Origin of the sequence: Pseudomonas persica (assembly GCF_900291015.1) — a bacterium.
Classification (GTDB): domain Bacteria; phylum Pseudomonadota; class Gammaproteobacteria; order Pseudomonadales; family Pseudomonadaceae; genus Aquipseudomonas.
In genome coordinates this window covers 166292-190312 of the sequence record NZ_OLKL01000016.1, presented here as the reverse complement: position 1 = coordinate 190312, position 24021 = coordinate 166292, and the positions used below count along the sequence as shown (strand labels likewise).

At 64.1% G+C, this 24021-nt stretch carries 22 protein-coding genes; 9 read left to right on the top strand and 13 right to left on the bottom strand.

Annotated elements, in window-relative coordinates; all coding sequences use genetic code 11:
* Window positions 1–772 precede the first annotated feature (772 nt).
* A complete protein-coding gene (locus tag FQ664_RS08685) occupies window positions 773–2080 on the top strand; it encodes a PQQ-dependent sugar dehydrogenase (RefSeq protein ID WP_144171572.1) in 1308 nt (435 codons plus the stop codon).
* A 188-nt stretch (window positions 2081–2268) separates the two neighbouring features.
* On the opposite strand, the gene FQ664_RS08680 is transcribed toward FQ664_RS08685, so the two are convergent.
* The 5 genes from FQ664_RS08680 to FQ664_RS08655 form a co-directional block, all read right to left on the bottom strand.
* On the bottom strand, window positions 2269–2802 hold the full coding sequence (locus FQ664_RS08680) for a C40 family peptidase (protein ID WP_144171571.1): 534 nt from the start codon (window positions 2800–2802) through the stop codon (window positions 2269–2271).
* A 139-nt stretch (window positions 2803–2941) separates the two neighbouring features.
* Window positions 2942–3595, bottom strand: coding sequence for a C40 family peptidase (locus FQ664_RS08675; protein WP_144171570.1), 654 nt, complete (start codon window positions 3593–3595; stop codon window positions 2942–2944).
* A 124-nt stretch (window positions 3596–3719) separates the two neighbouring features.
* Window positions 3720–4427, bottom strand: coding sequence for a DnaA regulatory inactivator Hda (hda, locus tag FQ664_RS08670; RefSeq protein ID WP_003252443.1), 708 nt, complete (start codon window positions 4425–4427; stop codon window positions 3720–3722).
* Between the two features lie 261 nt (window positions 4428–4688).
* Window positions 4689–5762 (bottom strand): AI-2E family transporter, encoded by a 1074-nt coding sequence (locus FQ664_RS08660; RefSeq protein ID WP_144171568.1) that lies wholly within the window; start codon window positions 5760–5762, stop codon window positions 4689–4691.
* Between the two features lie 11 nt (window positions 5763–5773).
* Complete coding sequence (locus FQ664_RS08655; protein WP_144171567.1) at window positions 5774–6841, bottom strand: DUF2066 domain-containing protein; 1068 nt, start codon at window positions 6839–6841, stop codon at window positions 5774–5776.
* A 339-nt stretch (window positions 6842–7180) separates the two neighbouring features.
* Between FQ664_RS08655 and purM the strand changes: the two genes are divergently transcribed.
* The 4 genes from purM to FQ664_RS08635 all read left to right on the top strand — a co-directional run bounded on the left by purM (window position 7181) and on the right by FQ664_RS08635 (window position 9991).
* Window positions 7181–8239, top strand: coding sequence for a phosphoribosylformylglycinamidine cyclo-ligase (purM, locus tag FQ664_RS08650; protein WP_144171566.1), 1059 nt, complete (start codon window positions 7181–7183; stop codon window positions 8237–8239).
* Window positions 8239–8892, top strand: a complete 654-nt coding sequence (gene purN / locus FQ664_RS08645) for a phosphoribosylglycinamide formyltransferase (protein ID WP_144171565.1) — start codon at window positions 8239–8241, stop codon at window positions 8890–8892. The genes purM and purN overlap by 1 nt, the downstream gene beginning before the upstream one ends.
* A gap of 8 nt (window positions 8893–8900) precedes the next feature.
* The gene (locus FQ664_RS08640; protein WP_144171564.1) at window positions 8901–9611 is read left to right on the top strand and encodes a DUF3108 domain-containing protein; all 711 of its coding nucleotides are present in this window, start codon (window positions 8901–8903) and stop codon (window positions 9609–9611) included.
* Window positions 9612–9808: 197 nt separating this feature from the next.
* Window positions 9809–9991 carry a hypothetical protein gene (locus FQ664_RS08635; protein WP_144171563.1) on the top strand — a complete coding sequence of 61 codons (183 nt, stop codon included), beginning with the start codon at window positions 9809–9811 and terminating at the stop codon, window positions 9989–9991.
* Between the two features lie 45 nt (window positions 9992–10036).
* Here the strand turns inward: FQ664_RS08635 and FQ664_RS08630 are convergent, their stop codons facing one another.
* The 7 genes from FQ664_RS08630 to FQ664_RS08600 form a co-directional block, all read right to left on the bottom strand.
* A complete protein-coding gene (locus FQ664_RS08630) occupies window positions 10037–10576 on the bottom strand; it encodes a DUF2058 domain-containing protein (RefSeq protein WP_144171562.1) in 540 nt (179 codons plus the stop codon).
* Between the two features lie 26 nt (window positions 10577–10602).
* Window positions 10603–11436, bottom strand: coding sequence for a nucleoside triphosphate pyrophosphohydrolase (mazG, locus tag FQ664_RS08625; protein WP_144171561.1), 834 nt, complete (start codon window positions 11434–11436; stop codon window positions 10603–10605).
* A gap of 124 nt (window positions 11437–11560) precedes the next feature.
* A complete protein-coding gene (gene relA / locus FQ664_RS08620) occupies window positions 11561–13801 on the bottom strand; it encodes a GTP diphosphokinase (RefSeq protein WP_144171560.1) in 2241 nt (746 codons plus the stop codon).
* A gap of 96 nt (window positions 13802–13897) precedes the next feature.
* Window positions 13898–15256 (bottom strand): 23S rRNA (uracil(1939)-C(5))-methyltransferase RlmD, encoded by a 1359-nt coding sequence (gene rlmD, locus FQ664_RS08615; protein WP_144171559.1) that lies wholly within the window; start codon window positions 15254–15256, stop codon window positions 13898–13900.
* Window positions 15257–16156, bottom strand: coding sequence for a cysteine synthase CysM (gene cysM / locus FQ664_RS08610; protein WP_144171558.1), 900 nt, complete (start codon window positions 16154–16156; stop codon window positions 15257–15259).
* Between the two features lie 159 nt (window positions 16157–16315).
* Window positions 16316–17707, bottom strand: a complete 1392-nt coding sequence (locus tag FQ664_RS08605; RefSeq protein ID WP_144171557.1) for a sensor histidine kinase — start codon at window positions 17705–17707, stop codon at window positions 16316–16318.
* 3 nt (window positions 17708–17710) lie between these two features.
* Complete coding sequence (locus FQ664_RS08600) at window positions 17711–18430, bottom strand: response regulator transcription factor (RefSeq protein WP_144171556.1); 720 nt, start codon at window positions 18428–18430, stop codon at window positions 17711–17713.
* Between the two features lie 193 nt (window positions 18431–18623).
* Here FQ664_RS08600 and FQ664_RS08595 point away from each other — a divergent pair, with 193 nt between their 5' ends.
* From FQ664_RS08595 to FQ664_RS08580, 4 genes are all read left to right on the top strand, one after another.
* Complete coding sequence (locus tag FQ664_RS08595) at window positions 18624–21377, top strand: response regulator (protein WP_144171555.1); 2754 nt, start codon at window positions 18624–18626, stop codon at window positions 21375–21377.
* 87 nt (window positions 21378–21464) lie between these two features.
* A complete protein-coding gene (locus FQ664_RS08590) occupies window positions 21465–22454 on the top strand; it encodes a 2-hydroxyacid dehydrogenase (protein ID WP_144171554.1) in 990 nt (329 codons plus the stop codon).
* A 31-nt stretch (window positions 22455–22485) separates the two neighbouring features.
* A complete protein-coding gene (locus tag FQ664_RS08585; RefSeq protein WP_144171553.1) occupies window positions 22486–22923 on the top strand; it encodes a hypothetical protein in 438 nt (145 codons plus the stop codon).
* Window positions 22920–23324, top strand: a complete 405-nt coding sequence (locus tag FQ664_RS08580; protein ID WP_144171552.1) for an META domain-containing protein — start codon at window positions 22920–22922, stop codon at window positions 23322–23324. Before FQ664_RS08585 ends, FQ664_RS08580 begins: the two co-directional genes overlap by 4 nt.
* Before the next feature lie 164 nt (window positions 23325–23488).
* Here the strand turns inward: FQ664_RS08580 and FQ664_RS08575 are convergent, their stop codons facing one another.
* Window positions 23489–23953 carry a TlpA disulfide reductase family protein gene (locus tag FQ664_RS08575; protein WP_144171551.1) on the bottom strand — a complete coding sequence of 155 codons (465 nt, stop codon included), beginning with the start codon at window positions 23951–23953 and terminating at the stop codon, window positions 23489–23491.
* Window positions 23954–24021: the final 68 nt, after the last annotated feature.

Genomic DNA, 24021 nt, shown 5'->3' with positions numbered 1-24021 from the left:
TCTTGATCTTGATCTTGATCTTGATCTTGATCTTGATCTTCGCGACTTCAGGAGGCCGAACGCAGGCCTTGCGGAGGGAGGTGACGGGCATGGATGCCCGTCAAGCGCTGGGCCCCAGGATGGGGCCTGCAGCGCGGTCCTCCCGGGAGCAAGGCCGGAGTGAGGGAACCCCGGAGCGCAGCGTAGGGGCCGGATGATGGGAGCGCAGCGTTTTTTGGTTACTTTTTGTCGCGTTTGACAAAAAGTGACTCGCCGTAAGGGCGAAAAGGTGAGTCAGCGTCGCCATCGCAAATGGACTGTTCGCTGTATGAAAACCGGCGCATAAGCTTTTTTGCTTTTTTGATGTGGGCATTCACATCGAGTAGACATTCATTCGCGATGGTGGCGCCAAGTCACCTTTCCGCCCTTACGGCGGGTCACTTTTTGTCAAACGCGACAAAAAGTAACCAAAAAACGCTGGCTCCCATCATCCGGCCCCTCCGCTTCGCTACGGGGTTCCCTCGCTACGGGCTTGCTCCCGGGAGTACGCGCTGCAGGCCCCATCCATGGGGCCTCAGCGCTTGACGGGCATCCATGCCCGTCACCTCCCTCCGCAAGCCCTTCGCTCGGCCTCCTGAAGTCGCAATCGGCGGCGCCTGAACTATCGCGCGCTTAGAAGCAAAAGCAACGGCAACGGCAACGGCAACGGCAACGGCTGTTGGATGGTTGCCGGGAACCTGGCGAACGTCGCCGACCTCTCAGTTCCATAAGCCTTCTTGGGAGGACGCCGCCCATGAAACACCTGATGCTTTGGTTATTGGTCGCCAACCTGACCGCCTGCGGCGAAACCGCCCTGCTGGATGTACTCGACGGCAGTGGCCCAACCCCTCAGCTGCCTGCTCCGGTCAAGACTACCTTTCCCACCGTGAATATCGCCCCGGCAGTGGGCTGGCCCAAAGACGTCAAGCCCGAAGCAGCACCAGGCACTCAGGTGAAAGCGTTCGCCAGCGGACTGGACCACCCTCGCTGGCTATACCTGCTGCCCAACGGCGACGTTCTGGTAGCCGAAACCAACGCCCCGCCCAAGCCGGAAGATGGCAAGGGCCTGCGCGGCTGGGTCATGAAGAAGGCGATGAACAGGGCAGGTGCAGGCGTACCCAGCGCCAACCGCATCACCCTGCTGCGTGATGCCGACCACGACGGCGTGGCTGAAATCCGCGCAACCTTCATCGAAGAGCTCAACTCACCGTTCGGCATGGCCCTGGTCGGCAAGGAGCTCTATGTCGCCAACACCGACAGGCTGCTGCGCTTTCACTACGAACCCGGTGCCATGCAAATCCGCAATGAGGGCCAGCCGGTGGTCGAGTTGCCCGGCGGGCCGCTCAACCACCACTGGACCAAGAACGTGATCGCCAGCCCCGATGGCAAGAAGCTTTTCGTGACGGTCGGCTCCAACAGCAATGTAGGCGAAAACGGCCTGGACAAGGAACAAGGGCGCGCCGCGATCTGGGAAGTGGACCCAGCCAGCGGCCAGCACCGCCTGTTCGCCACCGGCCTGCGCAACCCTAACGGCATGGCCTGGGAGCCAAACAGCGGCGCGTTGTGGACGGCAGTCAACGAGCGTGACGAGATCGGCAGCGATCTGGTACCGGACTACATCACTTCCGTAAAGGACGGCGGTTTCTATGGCTGGCCCTACAGCTACTATGGCAGGCACGTGGATGAGCGCGTGCAACCGCCAGCGCCGGAAAAAGTGGCCCAGGCGCTGGTGCCCGACTATGCCGTGGGCCCACATACAGCCTCGCTCGGGCTGGCATTCGCCGAACCGCATGGGCTACCACCGCCCTTCGAACAGGGGGCATTCGTGGGCCAGCACGGGTCGTGGAATCGCGAACCGCACAGTGGCTACAAGGTGATTTTCGTGCCGTTCGACGACTCAGGGAAACCCTCGGGCCAACCCGTGGACCTGCTCACCGGGTTTCTCGATGAGCGCGGCAAGGCGATGGGTCGCCCCGTGGGGGTGATCAATGATGGACGTGGCGGCGTGCTGGTAGCCGATGATGTCGGCAATGTGGTCTGGCGAGTTAGCAAGGCGCCGTGAGACGGGTCGGCTGACAACGGCCTGAACGGCGGAAGCAACCGACGCGGACACGGTGGATGGCACGGGCTGCGCCCGTGTTCGCGGGCTGCGCCCGTGTTCGCGGGCCCGCCCGCTCCCACAGGGATCACGCCAACTGGCAGATTTGCAGCAAGGCAGTTGTCCCTACAAGGCATGCACCAGGTTTGGATTCAGGGGTTCTGCGCCAGATGCCCTTGCGGAATGACGCGCTTGGCCTGCAAGTAGGCCTTGGCCCAGTAGCTGTTGGACAGGTAGTCCAGGCGCACCGTGCCACCACTGGAAGGTGCATGCACGAAGCGCCCCTCCCCGACATAAATACCAGCATGGCTGACCTGCGAGCCACCACTGGTGGCAAAGAACACCAGGTCACCGGACTGCAGCGCCTTGGCATCCACCGTCGGTGCACGCATGACGATCATCTCCCGCGTCGAACGCGGCAAGCTGATGCCGGCAGCATCACGGTAGACGTACTTGATCAGGCCACTGCAATCGAAACCGGAGTCCGGGGTGTTGCCGCCCCAGCGATAAGGCGTGCCCACCAGGCCGATGGCACGCATCAACACGTCATCGGCAATCGGCGAAGGGCTGGGCTGGCTATAGGTAACCTGCGGCTGTACCACAGGGGCCGGCGCAGGCGCACGGCTGGAGCAGGCAGCCAGCAAGGCTGCCAGGGAGAGAAATGCGAAGCGCGCCATCTTTACCATGGCCAGAACATCCTGTCTGAGACCGCTGGGCCGCAGCCGAAAAGAGTTGAGAAATTAGATTAGACGCTTTCTATAAATGCGCACGGCGGCGAGCTTTTTTCAAAGCATCGCCGCCGCGGCAGGATATATCATTTTGCCATCAGTTGCGCGCGATATTGGTGGTCGGCGCCATGGCCAAGGCACGCTTGGCTTCGATGAAGGTCTTGCTCCAGTAACGGTCACCGAGGCTGTCGATGCGCACGCCACCGCTACGGCGGCTGCTGGAGTGGATGAACTGGTTGTCACCCAGGTAGATGCCGGCATGGCTGACGCGGCCGCGGCCGTTGGTGCTAAAGAACAGCAAGTCACCTGGCTTGAGCTTGTTGCGGGCCACTTTCGGGGCATCGACGTTGATCATTTCACGCGTGGAGCGCGGCAGGGTCACGCCCGCCTCTTCGCGGAACAGGTAACCGATGAAGCCACTGCAGTCAAAGCCGGACTTCTCCGAGGTACCACCGAAGCGGTAGCGGGTGCCGATCAGCGACATGCCGCGCTCGAGAACGCTGTCAGCCAGAGCTGGCAGCTGGTAAGGCTTGTTGCTGGAGAAAGCCTCCAGGTCATCTTCGGTGGCCAGCTCTTCCGGCTCGCCGAATACCGACGACGACGAGGCTTTGGCCTTGAACGCCGATTGTGCGGCGATCGGGGTGTGATCCTGGAGCTGCGGCTCTGAATGAGAAGCTGGGCCTTGGGCCGCGCAGCCAAAAAGCAGGGTCACGAGTGCGAGTGGCACGAGGGGTGCGAAGCGCTTCAGCATGGGCACGACCGTGTCTGTAATCCTTTAGAGGGTGAAACTATGCCCTCTATCATGGCCATTTGCAAATTTTATCGAAAAAGATGTGACTTTTTTGTTTTGCCGCTCTGGCCCAGCGTTTTCGGGGTTACCAGCCCAGGGTTTCCTTGAGGAAAGGAATGGTGAGTTTGCGTTGTGCCTGCAACGAGGCCTGATCGAGGCGTTCGAGCAGGTCGAACAACGCACTCATGCTGCGTGCCCCGCGGGTAAGAATGAAGTGGCCGACTTCGTCGGTGAGGTGCAGGCCACGGCGCGAAGCACGCAGCTGCAGGGCGCGCAGCTTGTCTTCGTCGGACAGGCCACGCATCTGGAACACCAGGGCGAGGGTCAGCCGCGACTTCAGGTCCGGCAGCTTGATTGGCAGTTCGCGCGGCGATGCCGAGGCAGCCAGCAGCAGGCGCCGACCGCTGTCACGCAGGCGGTTGAATAGGTGGAACATGGCCTCTTCCCAGTCAGCCTTGCCGGCGATCACATGCAGGTCGTCGATGCACACCAGTTCGTACTGGGCCAGGTAGTCGAGCAGCTCTACGCCACGATCGAGCAACTGCGCCAGTGGCAGGTAGACGGCTGGCTCGCCGCGTTGCTGGAAGCGGTGGGTAGCGGCCTGCAGCAGGTGGCTACGGCCAACACCTTGCTTGCCCCACAGATAGATAAGGCTCTCGGTCCAGCCGGCGTCGGCTTCGCATAGCCGCTCGACGTAGCCCAATGCCGCAGCATTGGCGCCCGGATAGTAGTTGATGAAGGTGGCGTCATCGCGCAGGCGCACACCCAGGGGCAACTGGATCGGTGGTTTCATGCTCGCGGGCGGTCGACAGGACCGCAGGGGGCCTTTGGTGAACAATCTGCAAAGTCTATACCCGCAGCGCGGGGTGCACAATCACGGCAGCGGATAGCACAAGCAAAATCAACGAGTTGCGCTTTTCTGCGCTGTTTCGAGCTGCGTTGCAGCCTTGTGGGAGCGGGTTCACCCGCGAACACCGGCGGAGCCGGTGCCGTGTACCGCGTCGCATTCTTCGCGGGTAAACCCGCTTCCACAGGGATCGCACAAGCTTGTGGATTACAGCTGCGGGTCGATATCCCCGGCATACATGTCCGATTCCTTGTACAGGTCATGCACATGCCGCAGCAGCACCATGATCACCGCCGCCACCGGCAGCGCCAGCAATACCCCGGTAAAACCGAACAGCTCACCGCCGGCCAGGATGGCGAAAATCACCGCCACCGGGTGCAGGCCGATGCGGTCGCCCACCAGCAGCGGGGTCAGCACCATGCCTTCCAGTGTCTGCCCGACCATGAACACCGCAACGATGCCCAGCATCGGGTACAGCTCGCCGCCAAACTGGAACAGGCCAGCCACCAAGGCCGCGCCAATGCCGATGATGAAGCCCATGTACGGCACGATGGCAGCCAGCCCGGCGAGCATGCCGATCAGCAGCCCAAGCTCCAGCCCCACCAGCATCAGCCCGGCCGAATAGATGATGCCCAGAGCCACCATCACCATCAGTTGCCCGCGCACGAACGCCCCCAGCACTTCGTGGCATTCGCCCGCCAGGCCCATCACTTGCGGCTCACGCTGGCGCGGCAGCAGGCCGCGCAGCTTGGCCATCATCAGATCCCAGTCGCGCAGCAGATAGAAACCCACCACCGGGATCAGCACCATGTTGGCCAACCAGGCCATCAGGGCCAGGCTCGATGCGGTGGCATGGGACAGCAGCACGCCGACGATATCGGTGGTCTGGCCCATATGCGTGCCGATGGCGGCCTTGATCTTGTCGAATTTCCAGAAGCCGTCAGCCAGGCCCAGGCGGCTCTGCACCCAGGGCAATGCCACGTGCTCGAGCCAGTCGAGCATCTGCGGCGCCAGCTCGTACAGGCGCAACAGCTGCTTGGCCAGCAGCGGCACCAGCACCAGCAGCAAGGCCAGCAACAGCAGGGTGAACAGGCCGAACACCACCACCACGCCCCAGGTGCGCGAAAGCCCCAGGCGTTCCAGGCGGTCGACCAGCGGATCGGCCAGGTAGGCCAGCAGGATGCCGACCAGGAACGGGGTAAGAATGTTGTGCAGGCTATAAAGAAGCACAGCGACCAGCAGGGCTACACCCAGCCAGATCCAGCGACGTACGTCGGTCACGGTGTCCCCCCTTACCAGCGAAAACGCAAGCCGTCGAACGGCTTGGCTGCTGGCTGGACCGGCGTTGGTTGCCCGGCCTCGGTAGCCGCTGCCGGAACTGGCGTTGCCGGCACCGCAAGCGCCTGCTCTACTGGCACTTCCTGCAGCCTGGCCAAGCCAAGCTGGGCCCGCAGCTGTTCGCGGTTGGCGGTCACGCCGTAGGTCAGGGTGCTGCCTTCGGCCATTTGCAGGTGCGGGCCAAAGGGTTCAAGCACGCGGGCCAGCTCGGCGTAGCGCTGCAGGTTCATCCCCTGCACTTGCACCTGTAACTGGCTGCTGGCACCCGGGCGGGTGATGTAGCGCGGCGCCAGGCGGCTGCTGAGCGCCAGCATCACGGCGTCGGCCAGCGCTGCCGCGTCGGCGCCCTCGGCAGTGCCTTGCTCACGCTGGTCGCCCAGCCACAACTGCCAGTTGCCCTGCCACTTGCCGTCGGCTTCCCGGGCATGCACCGCCAGCAAGGCATCGGCGCCGTAGCGCCCGGAGGCTTCGCGCAGCGGCGCCGGGTCGCTGCCGTCGATCTGCTCGGCATTGGCCAGCAGTTGCTCCTGCAGGTCGGCCAGCGGCAGGCGCAACGGCAGGCCACGGTGCAGGGCGGCTCGGCGCAGGGGTTGGGCGCTGATCTGGCCGTCACCGACCAGGTTGCTGCCTTCGGTACTGTCGTTCAGCCACCAGGCGAGGATCGAGGGTCGGTTGCTGCCCCACAAGGCCAGGCCGGCCTTGCGCAAGGCCCGCTCGGTACTGCCTGGGTCGAACTCGACCAACACCGACTCGGGTGGCCCGGCTTCGCTGCCAATCTGGTTGATGACTTGCTGCGGGTCCTTACGCAGCCCGGCCAATGCCGGACTTTGCGCCGCCTTGGGGTCGCCGGTCAGGCGCGTTACCAGGGTATCGAGGGCCTTGGCAGTAGCCGCGGCACGGGCTTCGGCACCCTGTCCGGTAACCGGCTCGCGCACCTGGTAAAGGCCGGAGACATTTTCAGCCTGGGCCGTGGCCGAGATCAGAGCCAGGCAACCGACTGCCAGAATATTGAAGAGACGCATGGAGGATTCCTGTCCAGAACACATGGAGCGCCGGAGCACTGCCTGCAGGCTGTGACCGCCACGGGCAAAAAATGCTCCGTGGCACCGGGCATTTCCGCCCGCCACCTTTCCTATACCTTATACAGCCACCCGCGCGGCAACCAGTCGCGGCCGGTGAAAGGATGTTTTTTAATGCTTTCGGCTCCTGCCCGTCGGCCTGAGGATGGCCGCTGCCCGGCAACCCTGATAAAATCGCGCGCCTTCACAGACCACTGACGTTTCAGGCAGCCGCCGCTTACCAGCCGGCCTTGGCCGTCATGGTCGTTTTTAAGAATCCCTCCCTCCTAAAGGCCTGGATCAATGAGCAAGCAACCCTCCCTGAGCTACAAGGACGCCGGTGTAGACATCGACGCCGGCGAAGCACTGGTCGAACGCATCAAGGGCGTGGCAAAACGCACCGCACGCCCTGAAGTCATGGGTGGCCTGGGCGGCTTCGGCGCCCTCTGCGAGATCCCGGCCGGCTACAAGCAGCCGGTGCTGGTCTCCGGCACCGATGGCGTCGGCACCAAGCTGCGCCTGGCACTGAACCTGAACAAGCACGACAGCATCGGCCAGGACCTGGTCGCCATGTGCGTCAACGACCTGGTCGTGTGCGGTGCCGAGCCGCTGTTCTTCCTCGACTACTATGCCACCGGCAAACTGAACGTCGACGTGGCCGCCACCGTGGTCACCGGCATCGGTGCCGGTTGCGAACTGGCCGGCTGCTCGCTGGTCGGTGGTGAAACCGCGGAAATGCCCGGCATGTACGAAGGCGAAGACTACGACCTGGCCGGCTTCTGCGTCGGCGTGGTGGAAAAGGCCGAGATCATCGACGGCTCCAAGGTTGCCACCGGCGACGCACTGATCGCCCTGCCGTCCTCGGGCCCGCACTCCAACGGCTACTCGCTGATCCGCAAGATCCTCGAAGTGTCCGCCACCGACATCGAGAACACCCAGCTGGATGGCAAGCCGCTGACCGACCTGCTGATGGCGCCGACCCGCATCTACGTCAAGCCGCTGCTGCAGCTGATCAAGAACACCGGCGCGGTCAAGGCCATGGCCCACATCACCGGCGGCGGCCTGCTGGACAACATCCCGCGGGTACTGCCGGCCAACGCCCAGGCGGTCATCGATGTGGCCAGCTGGCAGCGCCCGGCGGTGTTCGACTTCCTGCAGGAAAAAGGCAACGTCGACGAGCATGAAATGCACCGCGTGCTGAACTGCGGCGTCGGCATGGTCATCTGCGTGGCCCAGGATCAGGTAGAAGCCGCCCTGAACGAACTGCGCGCCGCTGGCGAGCAGCCATGGGTGATCGGCCACATCGCCGAAGCCGCCGAGGGCGCTGCCCAGGTCGAGCTGCACAACCTCAAGGCACACTGATGCCAAGCAAGACCTGCAATGTAGTGGTACTGCTGTCGGGCTCCGGCAGCAACCTGCAAGCCCTGATCGACAGCTACCAAGGCCAGGACAGCCCGGTGCGCATCCGTGCGGTGTTTTCCAACCGCGCCGATGCCTACGGCCTGCAACGCGCCGCGGCGGCCGGCATCGACAGCGTCGTGCTCGAGCATACCCAGTTCGACGGCCGTGAAGCCTTCGATGCCGCGCTGATGGCGCGCATCGACGGTTTCGCCCCGGACCTGGTGGTGCTGGCCGGTTTCATGCGCATCCTCAGTGGCGACTTCGTGCGCCACTACCAGGGCCGCCTGCTCAACATCCACCCGTCGCTGCTGCCCAAGTACAAGGGCCTGCATACCCACCGCCGGGCACTGGAGGCAGGCGACGCCGAGCATGGCTGCAGCGTACACTTCGTGACTGAGGAACTCGATGGCGGCCCACTGGTCGTACAGGCTGTGGTACCGGTGGCGTCTGACGACACCGTCGAAAGCCTGGCACAGCGGGTACACCGCCAGGAGCACCTGATTTACCCGCTGGCGGTGCGCTGGTTCGCTGAAGGGCGCTTGCGTCTTGGCGAACAGGGTGCATTACTGGATGGCCAACCCCTGGCGGCCAGCGGTCACTTGATTCGATCCTAGGAGAATTTATGCGTCGCGCCCTGCTCTTGGCTCTCGCCGTGCTCGCCCTGCCCCTCCAGGCAGCTGATCTGAAGCCTTTCTCGGCCAGCTATACCGCCGACTGGAAGCAGCTGCCCATGAGCGGCACCGCCGAGCGCAGCCTGGCCAAGAATGCCAACGGTACCTGGGACCTTAACTTCAAGGCTTCCATGATGATCGCCAGCCTGACCGAGCAAAGCACCCTGCGCATGGACAACGACACCCTGCTGCCGCAGAAGTACCACTTCGAGCGTGGTGGCCTGGGCAAGGCCAAGAAGGTCGACCTGACCTTCGACTGGAACAGCAAGAAGGTCACCGGCAGCGACCGTGGCGACGCCGTCAGCCTGCCGCTGAACCGTGGCGTGCTGGACAAGTCGTCCTACCAGCTGGCCCTGCAGCATGACGTGGCCGCCGGCAAGAAGAGCATGACCTACCAGGTGGTCGACGGTGACGAGATCGACACCTACGACTTCCGCGTGCTGGGCACCGAAAAAGTCACCACCAAGACCGGCCAGGTCGATGCGGTAAAGGTCGAGCGCGTGCGCGACCCAAGCCAGAGCAAGCGCATCACCGAGCTGTGGTTCGCCAAGAACTGGGACTACCTGCTGGTGCAACTGCGCCAGGTCGAGACCGATGGCAAGGAGTACGTGATCGTGCTGCAGGATGGCACGGTCGATGGCAAGCCGGTGAAGGGCAACTGAGCCAGCGCTGCCAGCAGCACCCGAAGCCCCGCCTTGTGCGGGGCTTTTTTCTGCGATTGGGCCAGCCCAGGCAACACACCTTTCAGCTTCATGAAACTTGTTTCATGCCTGTTTTATTTACTTAGCCTGCTAACAAACTCTATAAAGAAGCTGTGCGACACAGTGTCGCAGCCAACTTGAAGCAGTGGAGTTTACCGATGACAGTCCAAGTAACCGAACGCGACGAATCGAAAATGTCCCACGAAGGCCTGGCCGCTGGCGTGCGGATCTGGGATGTGCACCAACAAGGCCAGCTGGTAGGGATGTTCCACAACGAACACGAAGCGCATCAGTACCGCGCAGAACTGGAAGACCTGGAAAACCAGCGCGCCACACAATGACCCGTCTTCAATTGAAAAACCCCGCCAAGGCGGGGTTTTCAGCATTTACCACATCAGATCGTCAGGGATCTTGTAGGCCGCGTACGGGTCATCCTCGTCCGCTTCCTCGACGTGAGTATTGAGCAGCAGGATACGGCCAGGGTCACGTTCCTGAATTTTCACCGCCGCTTCACGCGGGATGACTTCGTAACCACCGGCATGCGCTACCACAGCCAGCGCGCCATTGCTCAGTTTGGTGCGCATCAGGGTGTTGACGGCAATGCGCTTGACCTTCTTGTCGTCGACGAAGTTGTAGTAATCCTCGGTGTTCAGTTTGGGCAGGCGGGTGGCTTCGATCAGTTGCTTGATCTGCGCAGCCCGGGCCTTCTGCTCGGCCTTTTCCTGCTGCTGGCGGTTCAGCTCCTGGTCACGCTTGGCTTTCTCGGCCATGGCTTCCTTGGCCATGCGCTGCTGGCTGTCGTCCACCTCGACCTGGCCTTTGTGCTCCAGGCGTTTCTGTTTCTTCTCGGCCTTGTTGGCCTGGGAAACCTGTTTCTGGTTGACCAGACCGGCTTTGAGCAATTGGTCGCGAAGGGAAAGGCTCATGAATGTTCACTCACTTATGCAACAGCTCAGCTGCAGCTGGGCAGGTTCTTTTCCTGACGTTTGGCTTCACCCCAAAGGGCATCCAGTTCGTCAAGGTTACAATCTTCGATGGGGCGGCCACTGTCGCGCAATGCCTGTTCGATGAAGCGGAAACGCCGCTCGAACTTGCGATTGGCACGGCGCAGGGCGTTTTCCGGGTCATGCTTGAGGTGGCGGGTCAGGTTGACGGTGGCGAACAGCAGGTCGCCGATTTCATCCTCGAGCGCATCGGCATCGCCGTCGGCCATGGCCTGCAGCACTTCGTCCAGCTCTTCGCGTACCTTGTCCAGCACCGGCAATGCCGCAGGCCAGTCGAAACCGACCGTAGCCGCGCGCTTCTGCAGTTTGGCTGCCCGCGACAACGCCGGCAATGTCGCCGGTACGTCGTCGAGCAGCGACAGTTGTTCGGGCTGGCCCTTTTCCGCGCGCTCTTCGGCCTTGATTTCTTCCCAGCGTGACTTGACCTGGGCCTCGCTCAGGCTGGGGGTGTCTACCGGCGCATACAGCTCGCCGGTGGGGAACACATGCGGGTGACGGCGAATGAGCTTGCGGGTGATGCTGTCGACCACGCCAGCGAACTCGAAACGCCCTTCCTCGCGGGCCAGCTGGCTGTAGTAGACCACCTGGAACAGCAGATCGCCCAACTCCCCTTGCAAGTGCTCGAAATCGCCGCGCTCGATGGTGTCGGCAACCTCGTAGGCCTCTTCGATGGTGTGCGGGACGATGCTCGCGTAGTTCTGCTTCAGGTCCCATGGGCAGCCGTACTGCGGGTCGCGCAGGCGGGCCATGAGATGCAGCAGGTCTTCGAGGGTGTAGGTCATGTAAGCAGGTCCTTCGGTGGAGACTTCTTCGCGGGTGAACCCGCTCCCACATGTACGGTGCACATCTCAAGATTTGCACCCATCCTGTGGGAGCGGGTTCACCCGCAAAGCAGGCGCCGCGGTATCAAGGGGTACGATTACGCCGCGTTTCGATGATGTTCGGCAACTGCGAGATCCGCCCCAGCAGGCGCCCCAGCGCGTCCAGGCCCGGAATCTCGATGGTCAGCGACATCAGCGCGGTGTTGTCTTCCTTGTTCGAGCGGGTGTTCACCGCCAGCACGTTGATCTTCTCGTTCAGCAGCACCTGCGACACGTCGCGCAGCAGCCCCGGGCGATCGTAGGCACGGATGACGATGTCGACCGGGTAGGTCTGCACCGGGATCGGCCCCCAACTGACCTGGATCATGCGCTCCGGCTCCTTGCCCGCCAACTGCAGCACCGAGGCGCAGTCCTGGCGGTGGATGCTCACGCCGCGGCCCTGGGTGATGTAGCCGACGATGGCGTCGCCCGGCAGCGGCTGGCAGCAGCCGGCCATCTGCGTCAGCAGGTTGCCGACCCCCTGGATCTGGATGTCACCACGCTTGCCGGTTCGCGGCCCGGTAGGTTTGCGCGGTACCAGTTCGATCTGCTCGATGCGCTCGGGCTCCAGCAACTGCTGGGCAGCGTTGACCAGGTGCGCCAGGCGCAGGTCGCCGGCACCCAGCGAGGCGAACATGTCCTCGGCGGTCTTGACGTTGGTCTTCTCGGCCAGGCGCTCGAAGTCCACCTGCGGCAGGCCCAGGCGGCTGAGCTCGCGTTCGAGCAAGGTCTTGCCGGCGGCGACGTTCTGGTCGCGTGCCTGCAGCTTGAACCAGTGCACGATCTTGGCCCGCGCCCGCGAGGTGGTGACGTAGCCCAGGTTGGAGTTCAACCAGTCACGGCTGGGGTTGCCGTGCTTGCTGGTGATGATCTCAACCTGCTCGCCGGTCTGCAGGCTGTAGTTGAGCGGCACGATGCGCCCGTTGATCTTGGCGCCCCGGCAATTGTGGCCGATTTCGGTGTGCACGCGGTAAGCGAAGTCCAGCGGCGTGGCGCCCTTGGGCAAGTCGATGGCGTGGCCGTCGGGGGTGAACACGTAAACCCGGTCCGGCTCGATGTCGACCCGCAGCTGCTCGGCCAGGCCACCGATGTCGCCCAGCTCTTCGTGCCATTCCAGCACCTGACGCAGCCAGGAGATCTTCTCTTCGTAATGGTTGGAGCTGGACTTGACGTCGGTGCCCTTGTAGCGCCAGTGGGCGCAAACCCCAAGCTCGGCTTCCTCGTGCATGCCGTGGGTCCGGATCTGCACCTCCAGCACCTTGCCCTCAGGGCCGATCACCGCAGTGTGCAGCGAGCGATAGCCGTTCTCCTTGGGGTTGGCGATGTAGTCGTCGAACTCCTTGGGGATGTGCCGCCACAGGGTGTGCACGATGCCCAGCGCGGTGTAGCAGTCGCGGATTTCCGGCACCAGCACGCGTACCGCACGCACGTCGTAGATCTGGCTGAACTCCAGGCCCTTGCGCTGCATCTTGCGCCAGATCGAATAGATATGTTTCGCCCGGCCGCTGATGTCGGCCTTGACGCCCGTGGCCAGCAGCTCGTTCTGCAGCTGGTTCATCACGTCGCTGATGAAGCGCTCGCGGTCCAGCCGGCGCTCGTGCAGCAGCTTGGCGATCTGCTTGTACTGGTCGGGTTCGAGGTAGCGGAAGGACAGGTCTTCCAGCTCCCATTTGATGTGACCAATACCCAGGCGATGCGCCAACGGCGCATAGATGTCGAACACCTCGCGCGCGACACGCAGGCGTTTCTCGTCGTCGGCGGCCTTGACCGCACGGATCGCGCAGGTGCGCTCGGCCAGCTTGATCAGCGCCACGCGCACGTCGTCGACCATGGCCACGAGCATCTTGCGCAGGTTCTCGACCTGCGCCTGCGAGCCCAGCACCAGCGATTGGCGCGGGCTGAGGCTGGCGCTGATGGCGGCCATGCGCAGCACGCCGTCGATCAGCTTGGACACTACCGGGCCAAAGCGCTGGCTGACCTCGGCCAGGGTCACCTTGCCCTCGCGCACCGAGCGGTAGATGACCGCCGCCACCAGGGAATCCTGGTCGAGCTTGAGGTCGGCGAGGATTTCGGCGATCTCCAGGCCCGCCTGGAAGCTGGACGTACCGTCCGCCCAGGAATGCTTGGCCGGGTTGCCCTTTCTCTCGACCTCATGGGCAAACTCGCAGGCCTCTTTCAGCGCTGCGCGATCCAGTGCCGAATCGACGCTTACCACATGGTCCAACCATGCTTCGAGATTGATACTGCCGTCGGTGTTGACCGGCTGGTGCACTCTCACCTGTACCATCTTTGTTTTACCTTTCCATACAGCACACCACGCGGGTGCGCTGGCGATCACCGTGCGGCCACCATTCCGTGCAAGCCGCACCAAGGGGCCAGTCAGCTAGCCCGCTTCGAATAACGCCATGGCCTCGACATGCGCCGTCTGAGGAAACATGTCGAGAATCCCGGCCCTTTTTAACCGGTACCCTTGGCCGACCAGCACTTGAGCGTCTCGCGCCAGCGTGGCCGGGTTGCACGATACATAGACCAGCCTGCTGGCCTTGAGGCGGGCAATGCCTTGCACCACCTCGAAAGCACCGTCGCGCGGTGGATCCAAGAGTACCGCAGAAAAGCCTTCGGCGGCCCATCCGGCGCCCGCCAAAGGCTGCGATAAATCGGCCTGAAAAAACCGTGCGTTATGCACATTGTTGTTCCGGGCATTGGCCGCGGCCCGATCGACCATGGCCTGCACACCTTCCACTGCTACCACTTCGCGCGCCTGGCGAGCCAGCGGCAGGGCAAAGTTGCCCAGGCCGCAGAACAGGTCCAGCACGCGCTCGTCGGCCTGCGGTGCAAGCCAGGCCAGGGCCTGCTCGATCATCGCCGTGTTGACCTGGGCATTCACCTGCACGAAGTCACCCGGGCGCCAGGCCAGCTGCAGCTGCCACGGCGCCAGGGCAAAGCCCAGTTGCGCGGCCGGGTCCACTGGCGCCGGCTCACCTTCGCCTTGCAGCCACAGCTGGGCATTGGCCTGCTCGCAGAACGCCTGCAGCCTGGCCAGGTCCTCGGCCGGCAGCGGCGCGACATGGCGCACCAGCAGCGCCTCGGCAGTACCGCTGAACAGTTCCACATGGCCCAGCGCCTGCGGCTTGCTCAGCGAGCGCAGCACGGTCGGCAAGTGGCGCAGAATCGACTGCAAGGGCTGTACCAGCACCGCGCAATCATCAATGGCAATGATGTCCTGGCTGGCTTCGGCACGGAAGCCGACCTCCAGCTGACGCGCCTTGACGTCCCAGCGCACGGCCACGCGGGCGCGGCGCCGGTAGCCGAACTCTGGCCCGCTCAGCGGTGCCGCCCATTCCTCGGGCTGCACGCCGGCCACCCGCTGCAGCTGCTCGGCCAGGGTGCGCTGCTTGAGCGCCAGCTGCGCTTCGTGCGGCAGGTGCTGCAGGTTGCAGCCACCGCAGCGCGCGTAATACCGGCACGGTGCCTGACGGCGCTCGGGGCTGGCCTGCAGCAGGCGCTCCAGGCGGGCCTCGACCACTTTGCCACGGGCATTGAGCACCCGCGCCTCCACCGCCTCGCCGGCCAGGGCGCCACTGACGAACCAGGTACGCCCCTCGTGGAAAGCAATACCCCGGCCATCACCGGCCAGGCGCTCGATTTCCAGGCACTGCTTCTTGCCCACGGGGACCTGGGGGCTGCGGTTGCCGCCGGCCGGCTGGAAGCGCAGGCCGCTGTTGCTTTTCTTCTTGGACATTTAGCTCGGGTCGAACAGGCCGGTGGACAGGTAACGGTCGCCGCGGTCGCAGATGATCGCGACCATCGTGGCATTTTCCACCTCGCGGGACAGGCGCAGCATGGCCGCGACTGCACCACCGGAAGACACGCCACAGAAAATGCCCTCTTCACGGGCAAGGCGGCGGGTGGTTTCCTCGGCTTCCTGCTGCGACATGTCGACCACGCGGTCGACGCGGCTGGCGTCGAAGATTTTCGGCAGGTATTCCTCGGGCCAGCGGCGGATGCCCGGAATGGCCGAGCCTTCCATAGGTTGCAGGCCGATGATCTGCACCGCCGGGTTCTGCTCCTTGAGGTACTGCGAGCAGCCCATGATGGTACCGGTGGTACCCATGGAGCTGATGAAATGGGTGATGGTGCCCTGGGTCTGCTGCCAGATCTCGGGGCCGGTGCTGTTGTAGTGAGCGATCGGATTGTCGCCGTTGGCGAACTGATCCAGCACCAGGCCACGGCCTTCGGCCTGCAGCTTCTCGGCCAGGTCACGGGCGCCTTCCATGCCCTCTTCCTTGGTCACCAGGATCAGCTCGGCGCCGTAGGCGGTCATCGCGGCCTTGCGCTCGGCGGTGGAGTTGTCGGGCATGATCAGGATCATCTTGTAGCCCTTGATCGCCGCCGCCATCGCCAGGGCGATGCCGGTGTTGCCGGAGGTGGCTTCGATCAGGGTGTCGCCGGGCTTGATCTGGCCACGCAGTTCGGCGCGGGTGATCATCGACAGTGCCGGGCGGTCCTTCACCGAGCCGGCGGGATTGTTACCTTCGAGCTTGAGCAGGAGGGTGTTGCTGGTTTCGCCAACGATGCGCTGCAGGCGAACCAGGGGCGTATTGCCGACGCAATCGGCGATGGTTGGGTACTGCAAGGTCATGGTGTATTTCACAATCCGGACGGCAGGGGTGCCTATCATACCGGCAAACCCTTCTCGGCCATATCACGCAATCTGTGGTGGTTATAGCTACAAGCTATATCGATAGCCTGTACCAGCCCTTTCGCGGGTGAACCCGCTCCCACAGGGGCTCCACTGGCCTCAACAGGAGTGATGAACCTGTGGGAGCGGGTTCACCCGCGAAGGGGCCGGCACATGCAACGGCAATCTCATCCACAACCGCAGCCCACGCTTGCCATTCTGCGCCCACAAGGTGCCACCCTGGCGCTGGATGGCACTGCGGGCGATGCTCAGCCCCAGACCGAAACCGCCATCCCCGGGCCGCGAACCGTCCAGCCGCGAGAACGGCGCAAAGATCCGTTCCAGGTCTTCTTCAGCCACACCACCGCCTTCATCCTCCAGCCACAGCCGCCAATAACTGCCTTCACGCTGCCCACCGAGGCGCACCACACCATCGGCCGGCGAGTGACGAATGGCATTGCGCAACATGTTTTCCAGCGCCTGGGCCAGGTGGTTGAGGTTGCCCTGCACCCAGCAGTCGGCAGGCACTTCGCAGCGCAGGCGCGCCGGCGACCAGCCGCTCTCGTAGCTGGCATTTTCCGCCAGCAGTTCCCACAGGGCGTGAACTTCGATCGGTTCCAGGTTCATCGGCGCACGCTCGGCGTCCTGCCAGGCCAGCTGCAGGGTGTCCTCGACCAGTTGCTGCATGCAGCCCACTTCCCGCGTCAGGCGTTCACGCAGGCGCTGCAGCTCGGTTTCACCCTCGCAGGCCACCCGCAGCCGGCTGAGTGGTGTGCGCATTTCGTGGGACAGGTCACGGAGTAACTGCTGCTGCATGGCTACCGTGCCCTGCAGCCGCTCGGCCATCTGGTCGAAGGCACGGGCCAGTTCGCCCAGTTCGTCATGCCGGGCGATGGTGCGCGGATCAAGGCGCGCCGACAGCTGGTCGGCGCGCCAGGCATTGGCCTGCTCGCGCAGCTGATTCAACGGCACGATCAGCATGCGGTACAGCCCCACGCACAACAGCAGGGTAAACAGCCCGGGGATGATGCCGTTGGTGACGATGCGCCACAGCATCCGGTACTGGCCGGGGTTGAAGCGCTGCGGCAGTTCGATCACCAGCATGCCCTGCTCCGGCGCCCCTGGGAACGGTATGCGCAGCCACGGCTGGTCGACACTGCGCCGGCTCATCGGCCAGTCGACACCGCGCAGGCGTGTCAGGCGCTGCATGATCTGCGGGTTGAGGCTGGCACTGTCGAGCGGCCGCAGGTTGAGGTCGAGCACGCCAACCCAGCCGCGTTCGCACTGGTGCATCGCCACTACCCAGTTGTCCAGCCCTGCCCGCCCGCCGCTGCGCCAGGCCTGCTCAGCCTCGGCGGCATAGCCACGCAAGGTCTGCCGCGCCGGTTCCGAGAGGAAGGCGTTCTGGGTTTCCATGTGCCGGCCCCAGGTGTAACTGAGGCCGATCATCAGCAGGCAGAAGCCCACCAGCAGGATCGCCAGCTTCCAGAACAACGAGTGGCGGTCGAGCATGGGTCACTCCACCTCGCTGGCACTGAGCACGTAACCCTTGCCCCACACGGTGCGGATCTGCCGTTCGTGATAGCCGATGCCCTTGAGCTTGCGGCGGATCTGGCTGACGTGCATGTCCAGGCTGCGGTCATGCCGCGAATAGCCTCGCTGCAGCACTTGCTGGTAAAGGAACGCCTTGCTCAGCACTTCGTCGAGATTGCGGTTGAGGATGTCGAGCAGGCGGTATTCGCTGGGGGTCAGGCCGGCCAGGTAGCCATCGAGGCGCACGTCGCACAGCCCTTCGTCAAACTGCAGCTCGCCGCAGGCGGTCTGCGCCGACGGGGCTTGATGGCGCCGCTCGAGGGCCACGCGGCGCAGGATCGCTTCGATGCGCACCTGCAGCTCGGCCATGCTGAACGGCTTGGGCAGGTAGTCGTCGGCGCCACGCTGGAAACCGCTGATGCGGTCGGCCTCGGCGCCCAGCGCCGACATCAGGATCACCGGCGTAGCGCTACGCTTGCGCAATTGTGCGAGGGCGTCCAGGCCGTTGAGCCCGGGTAGCAGGATGTCCATGAGCACCACATCGAAAGCCTGGCGCCCGGCCGCTTCCAGGCCCTCCAGGCCATTGCGGCACCAGGTCACCTGGAAGCCGCCACGCTGCAGCTCTTCGTGCAGGTAGGCACCGAGGACCGGGTCATCCTCGATGGCGAGGATATTGGCGTTGTGAATAGCTACAGGATTCATTGGCAACTGCCATACATTCTCAATTGCACAATTATTGAGTATCCAGCGCCCGCCAGGCAACCGCCCTGCGACCAACGCCCCGGCAAGGGCGCAAAACACGTACTAAAGAGGTGCAATAGCGCGGCAGGCGGAGTAACTTCCCGGCTTGGCCGTCATCGCTTGACGGCGTCCAGGCACATGACAGGAGGCGAGTGTGCTCGATCGCTTGGGAATTCGCAGCCGGGTCCTGCTGCTGGCCCTGCTGCCGGCCACACTGATGGCCCTGGTGCTGGGCAGTTACTTCACCTGGCTGCAACAGAACGACCTGCGCACCCAGTTGCTGCAACGCGGCAAGATGATCGCCGAACAACTGGCACCACTGGCCGCGCCCGCCATGGCCAAGCTGGCGCCGGCGCAACTGGAGCGCATTGCCGCGCAAACCCTGGAGCAGGCCGATGTGCGCGCCGTCGCCTTCCTGGCCCCGGACCGCACGCGCCTGGCCCACGCCGGCCCGAGCATGCTCAACCAGCCGCCTAGCGGCGGCACCGGCACGCAGCTGCTGCAGCGCAGCGGCAATGACGCCACCCGCTACCTGATGCCGGTGTTCGGCCACCACCGTGACCTGGCCACCGATGCGGTGCCGACTGAAGCCGAACGCCTGCTGGGCTGGGTCGAGATCGAGCTGTCCCACGACGGCACCCTGCTGCGCGGCTACCGTAACCTGTTCACCAGCCTGTTGCTGATCCTCGCCTGCCTGGTGCTCAGCGGCCTGCTGGCACTGCGCATGAGCCGCACCATCAACGACCCCATCAAGCGCATCAAGCACGCGGTCAACCAGCTCAAGGACGGCCACCTCGAAGAACGCCTGCCGGCCATGGGTAGCCATGAGCTGGACGAACTGGCACGCGGTATCAACCGCATGGCCGAAACCCTGCACAACGCCCACGAAGAGCTGCAGCACAGCATCGACCAAGCCACCGAGGACGTGCGCCAGAACCTGGAAACCATCGAAATCCAGAACATCGAGCTGGACATGGCGCGCAAGGAGGCCCTGGAGGCCAGCCGCATCAAGTCGGAATTCCTGGCCAACATGAGCCACGAAATCCGCACCCCGCTCAACGGCATTCTCGGCTTCACTCACCTGCTGCAGAAAAGCGAGCTGACACCGCGCCAGCTGGACTACCTGAGCACCATCGAAAAGTCCGCCGACAACCTGTTGGGGATCATCAACGAGATCCTCGACTTCTCCAAGATCGAGGCCGGCAAGCTGGTGCTCGACAGCATCCCGTTCAACCTGCGCGACCTGATCCAGGACACCCTGACCATCCTCGCCCCGGCCGCCCACGCCAAGCAGCTTGAGCTGCTCAGCCTGATCTACCGCGATACCCCGTCGTCGCTGATCGGCGACCCGTTGCGGCTCAAGCAGATCCTTACCAACCTGGTCAGCAACGCCATCAAGTTCACCCGCGAAGGCACCATCGTCGTACGCGCCATGCTCGACGACGAGCACGAAGACAGCGCGCAGCTGCGCATCAGCGTGCAGGACACCGGCATCGGCCTGTCGCCGCAAGATGTGCGTACCCTGTTCCAGGCCTTCAGCCAGGCCGACAATTCGCTGGCCCGCCAGCCCGGCGGCACCGGCCTGGGGCTGGTGATTTCCAAGCGCCTGATCGAGCAGATGGGCGGCGAAATCGGCGTCGACAGCACCCCGGGCGAGGGTTCGCAGTTCTGGATCAGCCTCAACCTGCCCAAGGCCCACGACGGTGTCGAGGAGCTGCCGCTGCAACCGCTGCTGGGCCGACGCGCAGCCATCGTCGATGGCCACGAGCTGGCGCGCCAGGCACTGGAACACCAACTGGAAGACTGCGGCCTCAGCGTCAGCCTGTTCGCCTCCTACGACCAGTTGCTGCAGGGCGTGCAAGCCGCCAGCCAGGCCGGTCTGCCGTTCGAGTTCGCCGTGCTCGGAGCCAACCTGGGCAACCTGTCGCCCGAACAACTGGGCCATTATCACCAGCAGCTCGAACGCTTCCATTGCCAGTGCGTGGTGCTGTGCCCGACCACCGAGCAGGCGCTGTATCACCCGTACCTGCCCAATGGCCATGGCCAATTGCTGTCCAAGCCGACCTGCACACGCAAACTGCGCCGCCTGTTGCTCGAATTGGTGCAACCGCGCCGCCCTCAGGGCGAGGTGAACAGCGTCAACGGCCAGCGCCAGCCGAAGATCCTCTGCGTCGACGACAACGCCGCCAACCTGCTGCTGGTGCAGACTCTGCTCGAAGGCCTGGGCGCCGAGGTGCTGGCCGTCGATAACGGCTACGCGGCGGTGCAGGCGGTGCAGGACGAGCCGTTCGACCTGGTGCTGATGGATGTGCAGATGCCCGGCATGGACGGCCGCGCCTGCACCGAGCAGATCCGCCTGTGGGAAAACACCCAGAGCGGCAACCCGCTGCCGATCGTCGCCCTCACCGCCCACGCCATGGCCAACGAGAAACGCGCGTTGCTGCACGGTGGCATGGACGACTACCTGACCAAGCCGATCAGCGAACGGCAACTGGCCCAGGTGGTGATGAAGTGGACCGGCCTCAGCCTAGGCACACCACAGCAGGCGCAAGCCGAGTTACAGGTCAACAGCGATGAACTGAAAGTACTCGACCCCGAAGAGGGCCTGCGCCTGGCGGCGGGCAAGGCGGACCTTGCGGCCGACATGCTGAGCATGCTGCTGGGCTCGCTGGATGCCGACCGCGAAGCCATACGCGCGGCCCGCGAGGCCGACGACCGCCAAATGCTGATCGAGCAGGTACACCGCCTGAACGGTGCCTCGCGCTATTGCGGTGTGCCACAGTTGCGCGCGGCCTGCCAGCGCAGTGAAACCTTGCTCAAGCAGGAAAATCCGCAGGCGCAGCAGGCGCTGGATGAACTGGATGCGGCAATCAACCGCTTGGCTACCCAGGCCAGATTGAGCGCCTGAGTGTTTTTGGGGGCTGTCCTGGCACATGCGGCGCTCGATTTGCGCACCACCTCAAACCCAAGCCATGCACCACAAAGGAAGCCCACCATGCGCGCCCTGTTGTTCAGCAGCCAGCACTACGACCAGGAAAGCTTCACCCGAGCCGCCAGCGGCACCACCCTGGACCTGCACTTCCAGCCAGCCCGCCTGACCCTCGATACTGCAGCCCTGGCCGCTGGCTGCGAGGTGGTCTGCGCCTTCATCAATGACGAACTCGACGCCCAGGTACTGCAACGCCTGGCCGCCGGCGGCACGCGCCTGGTCGCCCTGCGCTCGGCCGGCTACAACCATGTCGACCTGGCCGCCGCCCAACGCCTGGGCCTGACCGTCGTGCGGGTGCCGGCGTACTCGCCACACGCCGTGGCCGAACACGCCGTGGCGCTGATCCTGGCCCTCAACCGGCGCCTGCACCGGGCCTACAACCGCACCCGCGAGGGTGACTTCACCCTGCACGGGCTGACCGGCTTCGACCTGCACGGCAAGACCGTCGGCGTGGTCGGTACCGGCCAGATCGGCACCGCCTTCGCCCGCATCATGGCCGGTTTCGGCTGTCAGTTGCTGGCCTATGACCCCTACCCCAACCCCGAGCTGCTGGCCCTGGGCGCACGCTACCTGCCATTGTCCGAGTTGCTGCGCGAAGCCCGTATCATCAGCCTGCACTGCCCGCTGACCGAGCACACCCGGCACCTCATCAATGCGCAAAGCCTGGCCCGGCTGCAGCCCGGCGCCATGCTGATCAACACCGGCCGCGGCGCGCTGGTCGACACCCCGGCGCTGATCGACGCGCTGAAGAGCGGCCAGCTCGGCTACCTGGGCCTGGACGTCTACGAAGAAGAAGCCCAGTTGTTCTTCGAGGACCGCTCCGACCTGCCGCTGCAGGACGACGTACTGGCCCGCCTGCTGACCTTCCCCAACGTGATCATCACCGCCCACCAGGCTTTCCTTACCCGCGAGGCACTGGATGCCATCGCCGTGACCTCGCTGGATAACATCAACCGCTGGGCGGCAGGCAATCCACAGAATCTGGTGAGGGGTTAGTGCTAGGATACGCGGCATTTCTGGAGGACCCATGGTCGAGCACGATTTCCGCTACACCCTTTTCAACCCGCAACACACCCTGATCGAGTGCCGTGCACTGGTGCCGGGCCGTTACCAGGTCACCGGCAATGGCGGCTCGATGCACAAAGGCGACACCCTGCTGGTTACCCTCAAGGGCAGCAAGGACTTGTCCATGCGCCTGACAGTGGAGAGCGTGCGTCACCTGATCAACCCGCGCGGCCAGTGGGTTGCCGTAGCCAGCGGCCCAGTGTTCAACGAGCTGGAAATCCTCACCTGGCAGGTCGCGTGCGACAGCTGCGACGCCGTGCTGGACTTCGAGTTCGCGGTGGACGCCAAGCTGGGCAAGAAAGCCCGCCAACCTGCCGCCAGCGCGCGCGTTGCCGAGCTGGGCTGGGCCAGCCGTGGCGAGAAACACCTGTGCCCGCGATGCCAGGAGAACGCCGAGTGAAGAATCTGCTGACCGGCGTGCTGATTGCCAGCGGCCTGCTCGGCTGCGCCGCGGAACCGCCCAAACTGCAGCAGGAGCGCAGCTACGTGCTGGAGTGGATTGGCGAACGGCCGCTGATCGACTACAGCCATCTGACCCTGACTCTGGCCAGCGATGGTCGTGCCTATGGCAACGGCGGCTGCAACCACTGGTTCGCGCCGTACACACTGGACGGCGAGCACCTGAGCTTCGGCAAGGTCGGCAAGACCCGCAAACTGTGCGCACCGGCGTTGATGGAGCAGGAAAAGCGCTTCCTGCAGGCGTTGGAAACGGTGCAGCGCTGGGATGTGTCGCCTATCGAACAGATGCGCTTCTGGCCGGCCGAAGGCAAGCCACTACGCTTCTGGCCTGAAGAAGGCTGAGGATTGCCGGGCCGCTTTGCGGCCTGTGGGAGCGGCCTTGTGTCGCGAAAGGGCTGCATGGCAGCCCCGGCAATTTCAGCGGCGAAGCTGATATCCGGGGCCGCTGCGCGCCCCTTTCGCGACACAAGGCCGCTCCCACAAGACCGCGTAGCAACCCAAGGGGATCAGGCGCCCTTCAGGGCCTTGATCCTGGCCTGCAGGCCTTCCCGGGTCTGCTCGCCCATCAGCTGTTCCCGCACCTTGCCCTTGTCATCGATGATGTAGGTCACCGGCAGCGCCTCGCTGCGCGGCAGGTCAAAGCGCTCGGCCGGGTCCTGCGCCAATACCGTGAAAGCAATGCCCAGGGTTTCGGCCGCCTGTTTCAGCTCCTGCCCCTGCAAGCCATCGAAGTTCACCCCCACCACCTTGATGCCGTCGGCCGCCCACTGCTTGGCCGCCGCGTTCAGTTCAGGGATTTCGGTACGACACGGCCCGCACCATTCGGCCCAGTAGTTGAGCACCAGCCAGTGCCCGTCGACCTGTTCGGCCTTAACCGTATTACCGTGTTGGTCCACGCCATAATCGGCACCGCAACCACCGAGCAACAGGCTCGCGGTGATGGCCAGTACTGCTGCCAGACGCCTTGCCATGGGTCAATCCTTATCGAGTTTTCAAGCAAATTGGTCAGTCGCTGCGGTTAGAATAGCCGCCACACCCT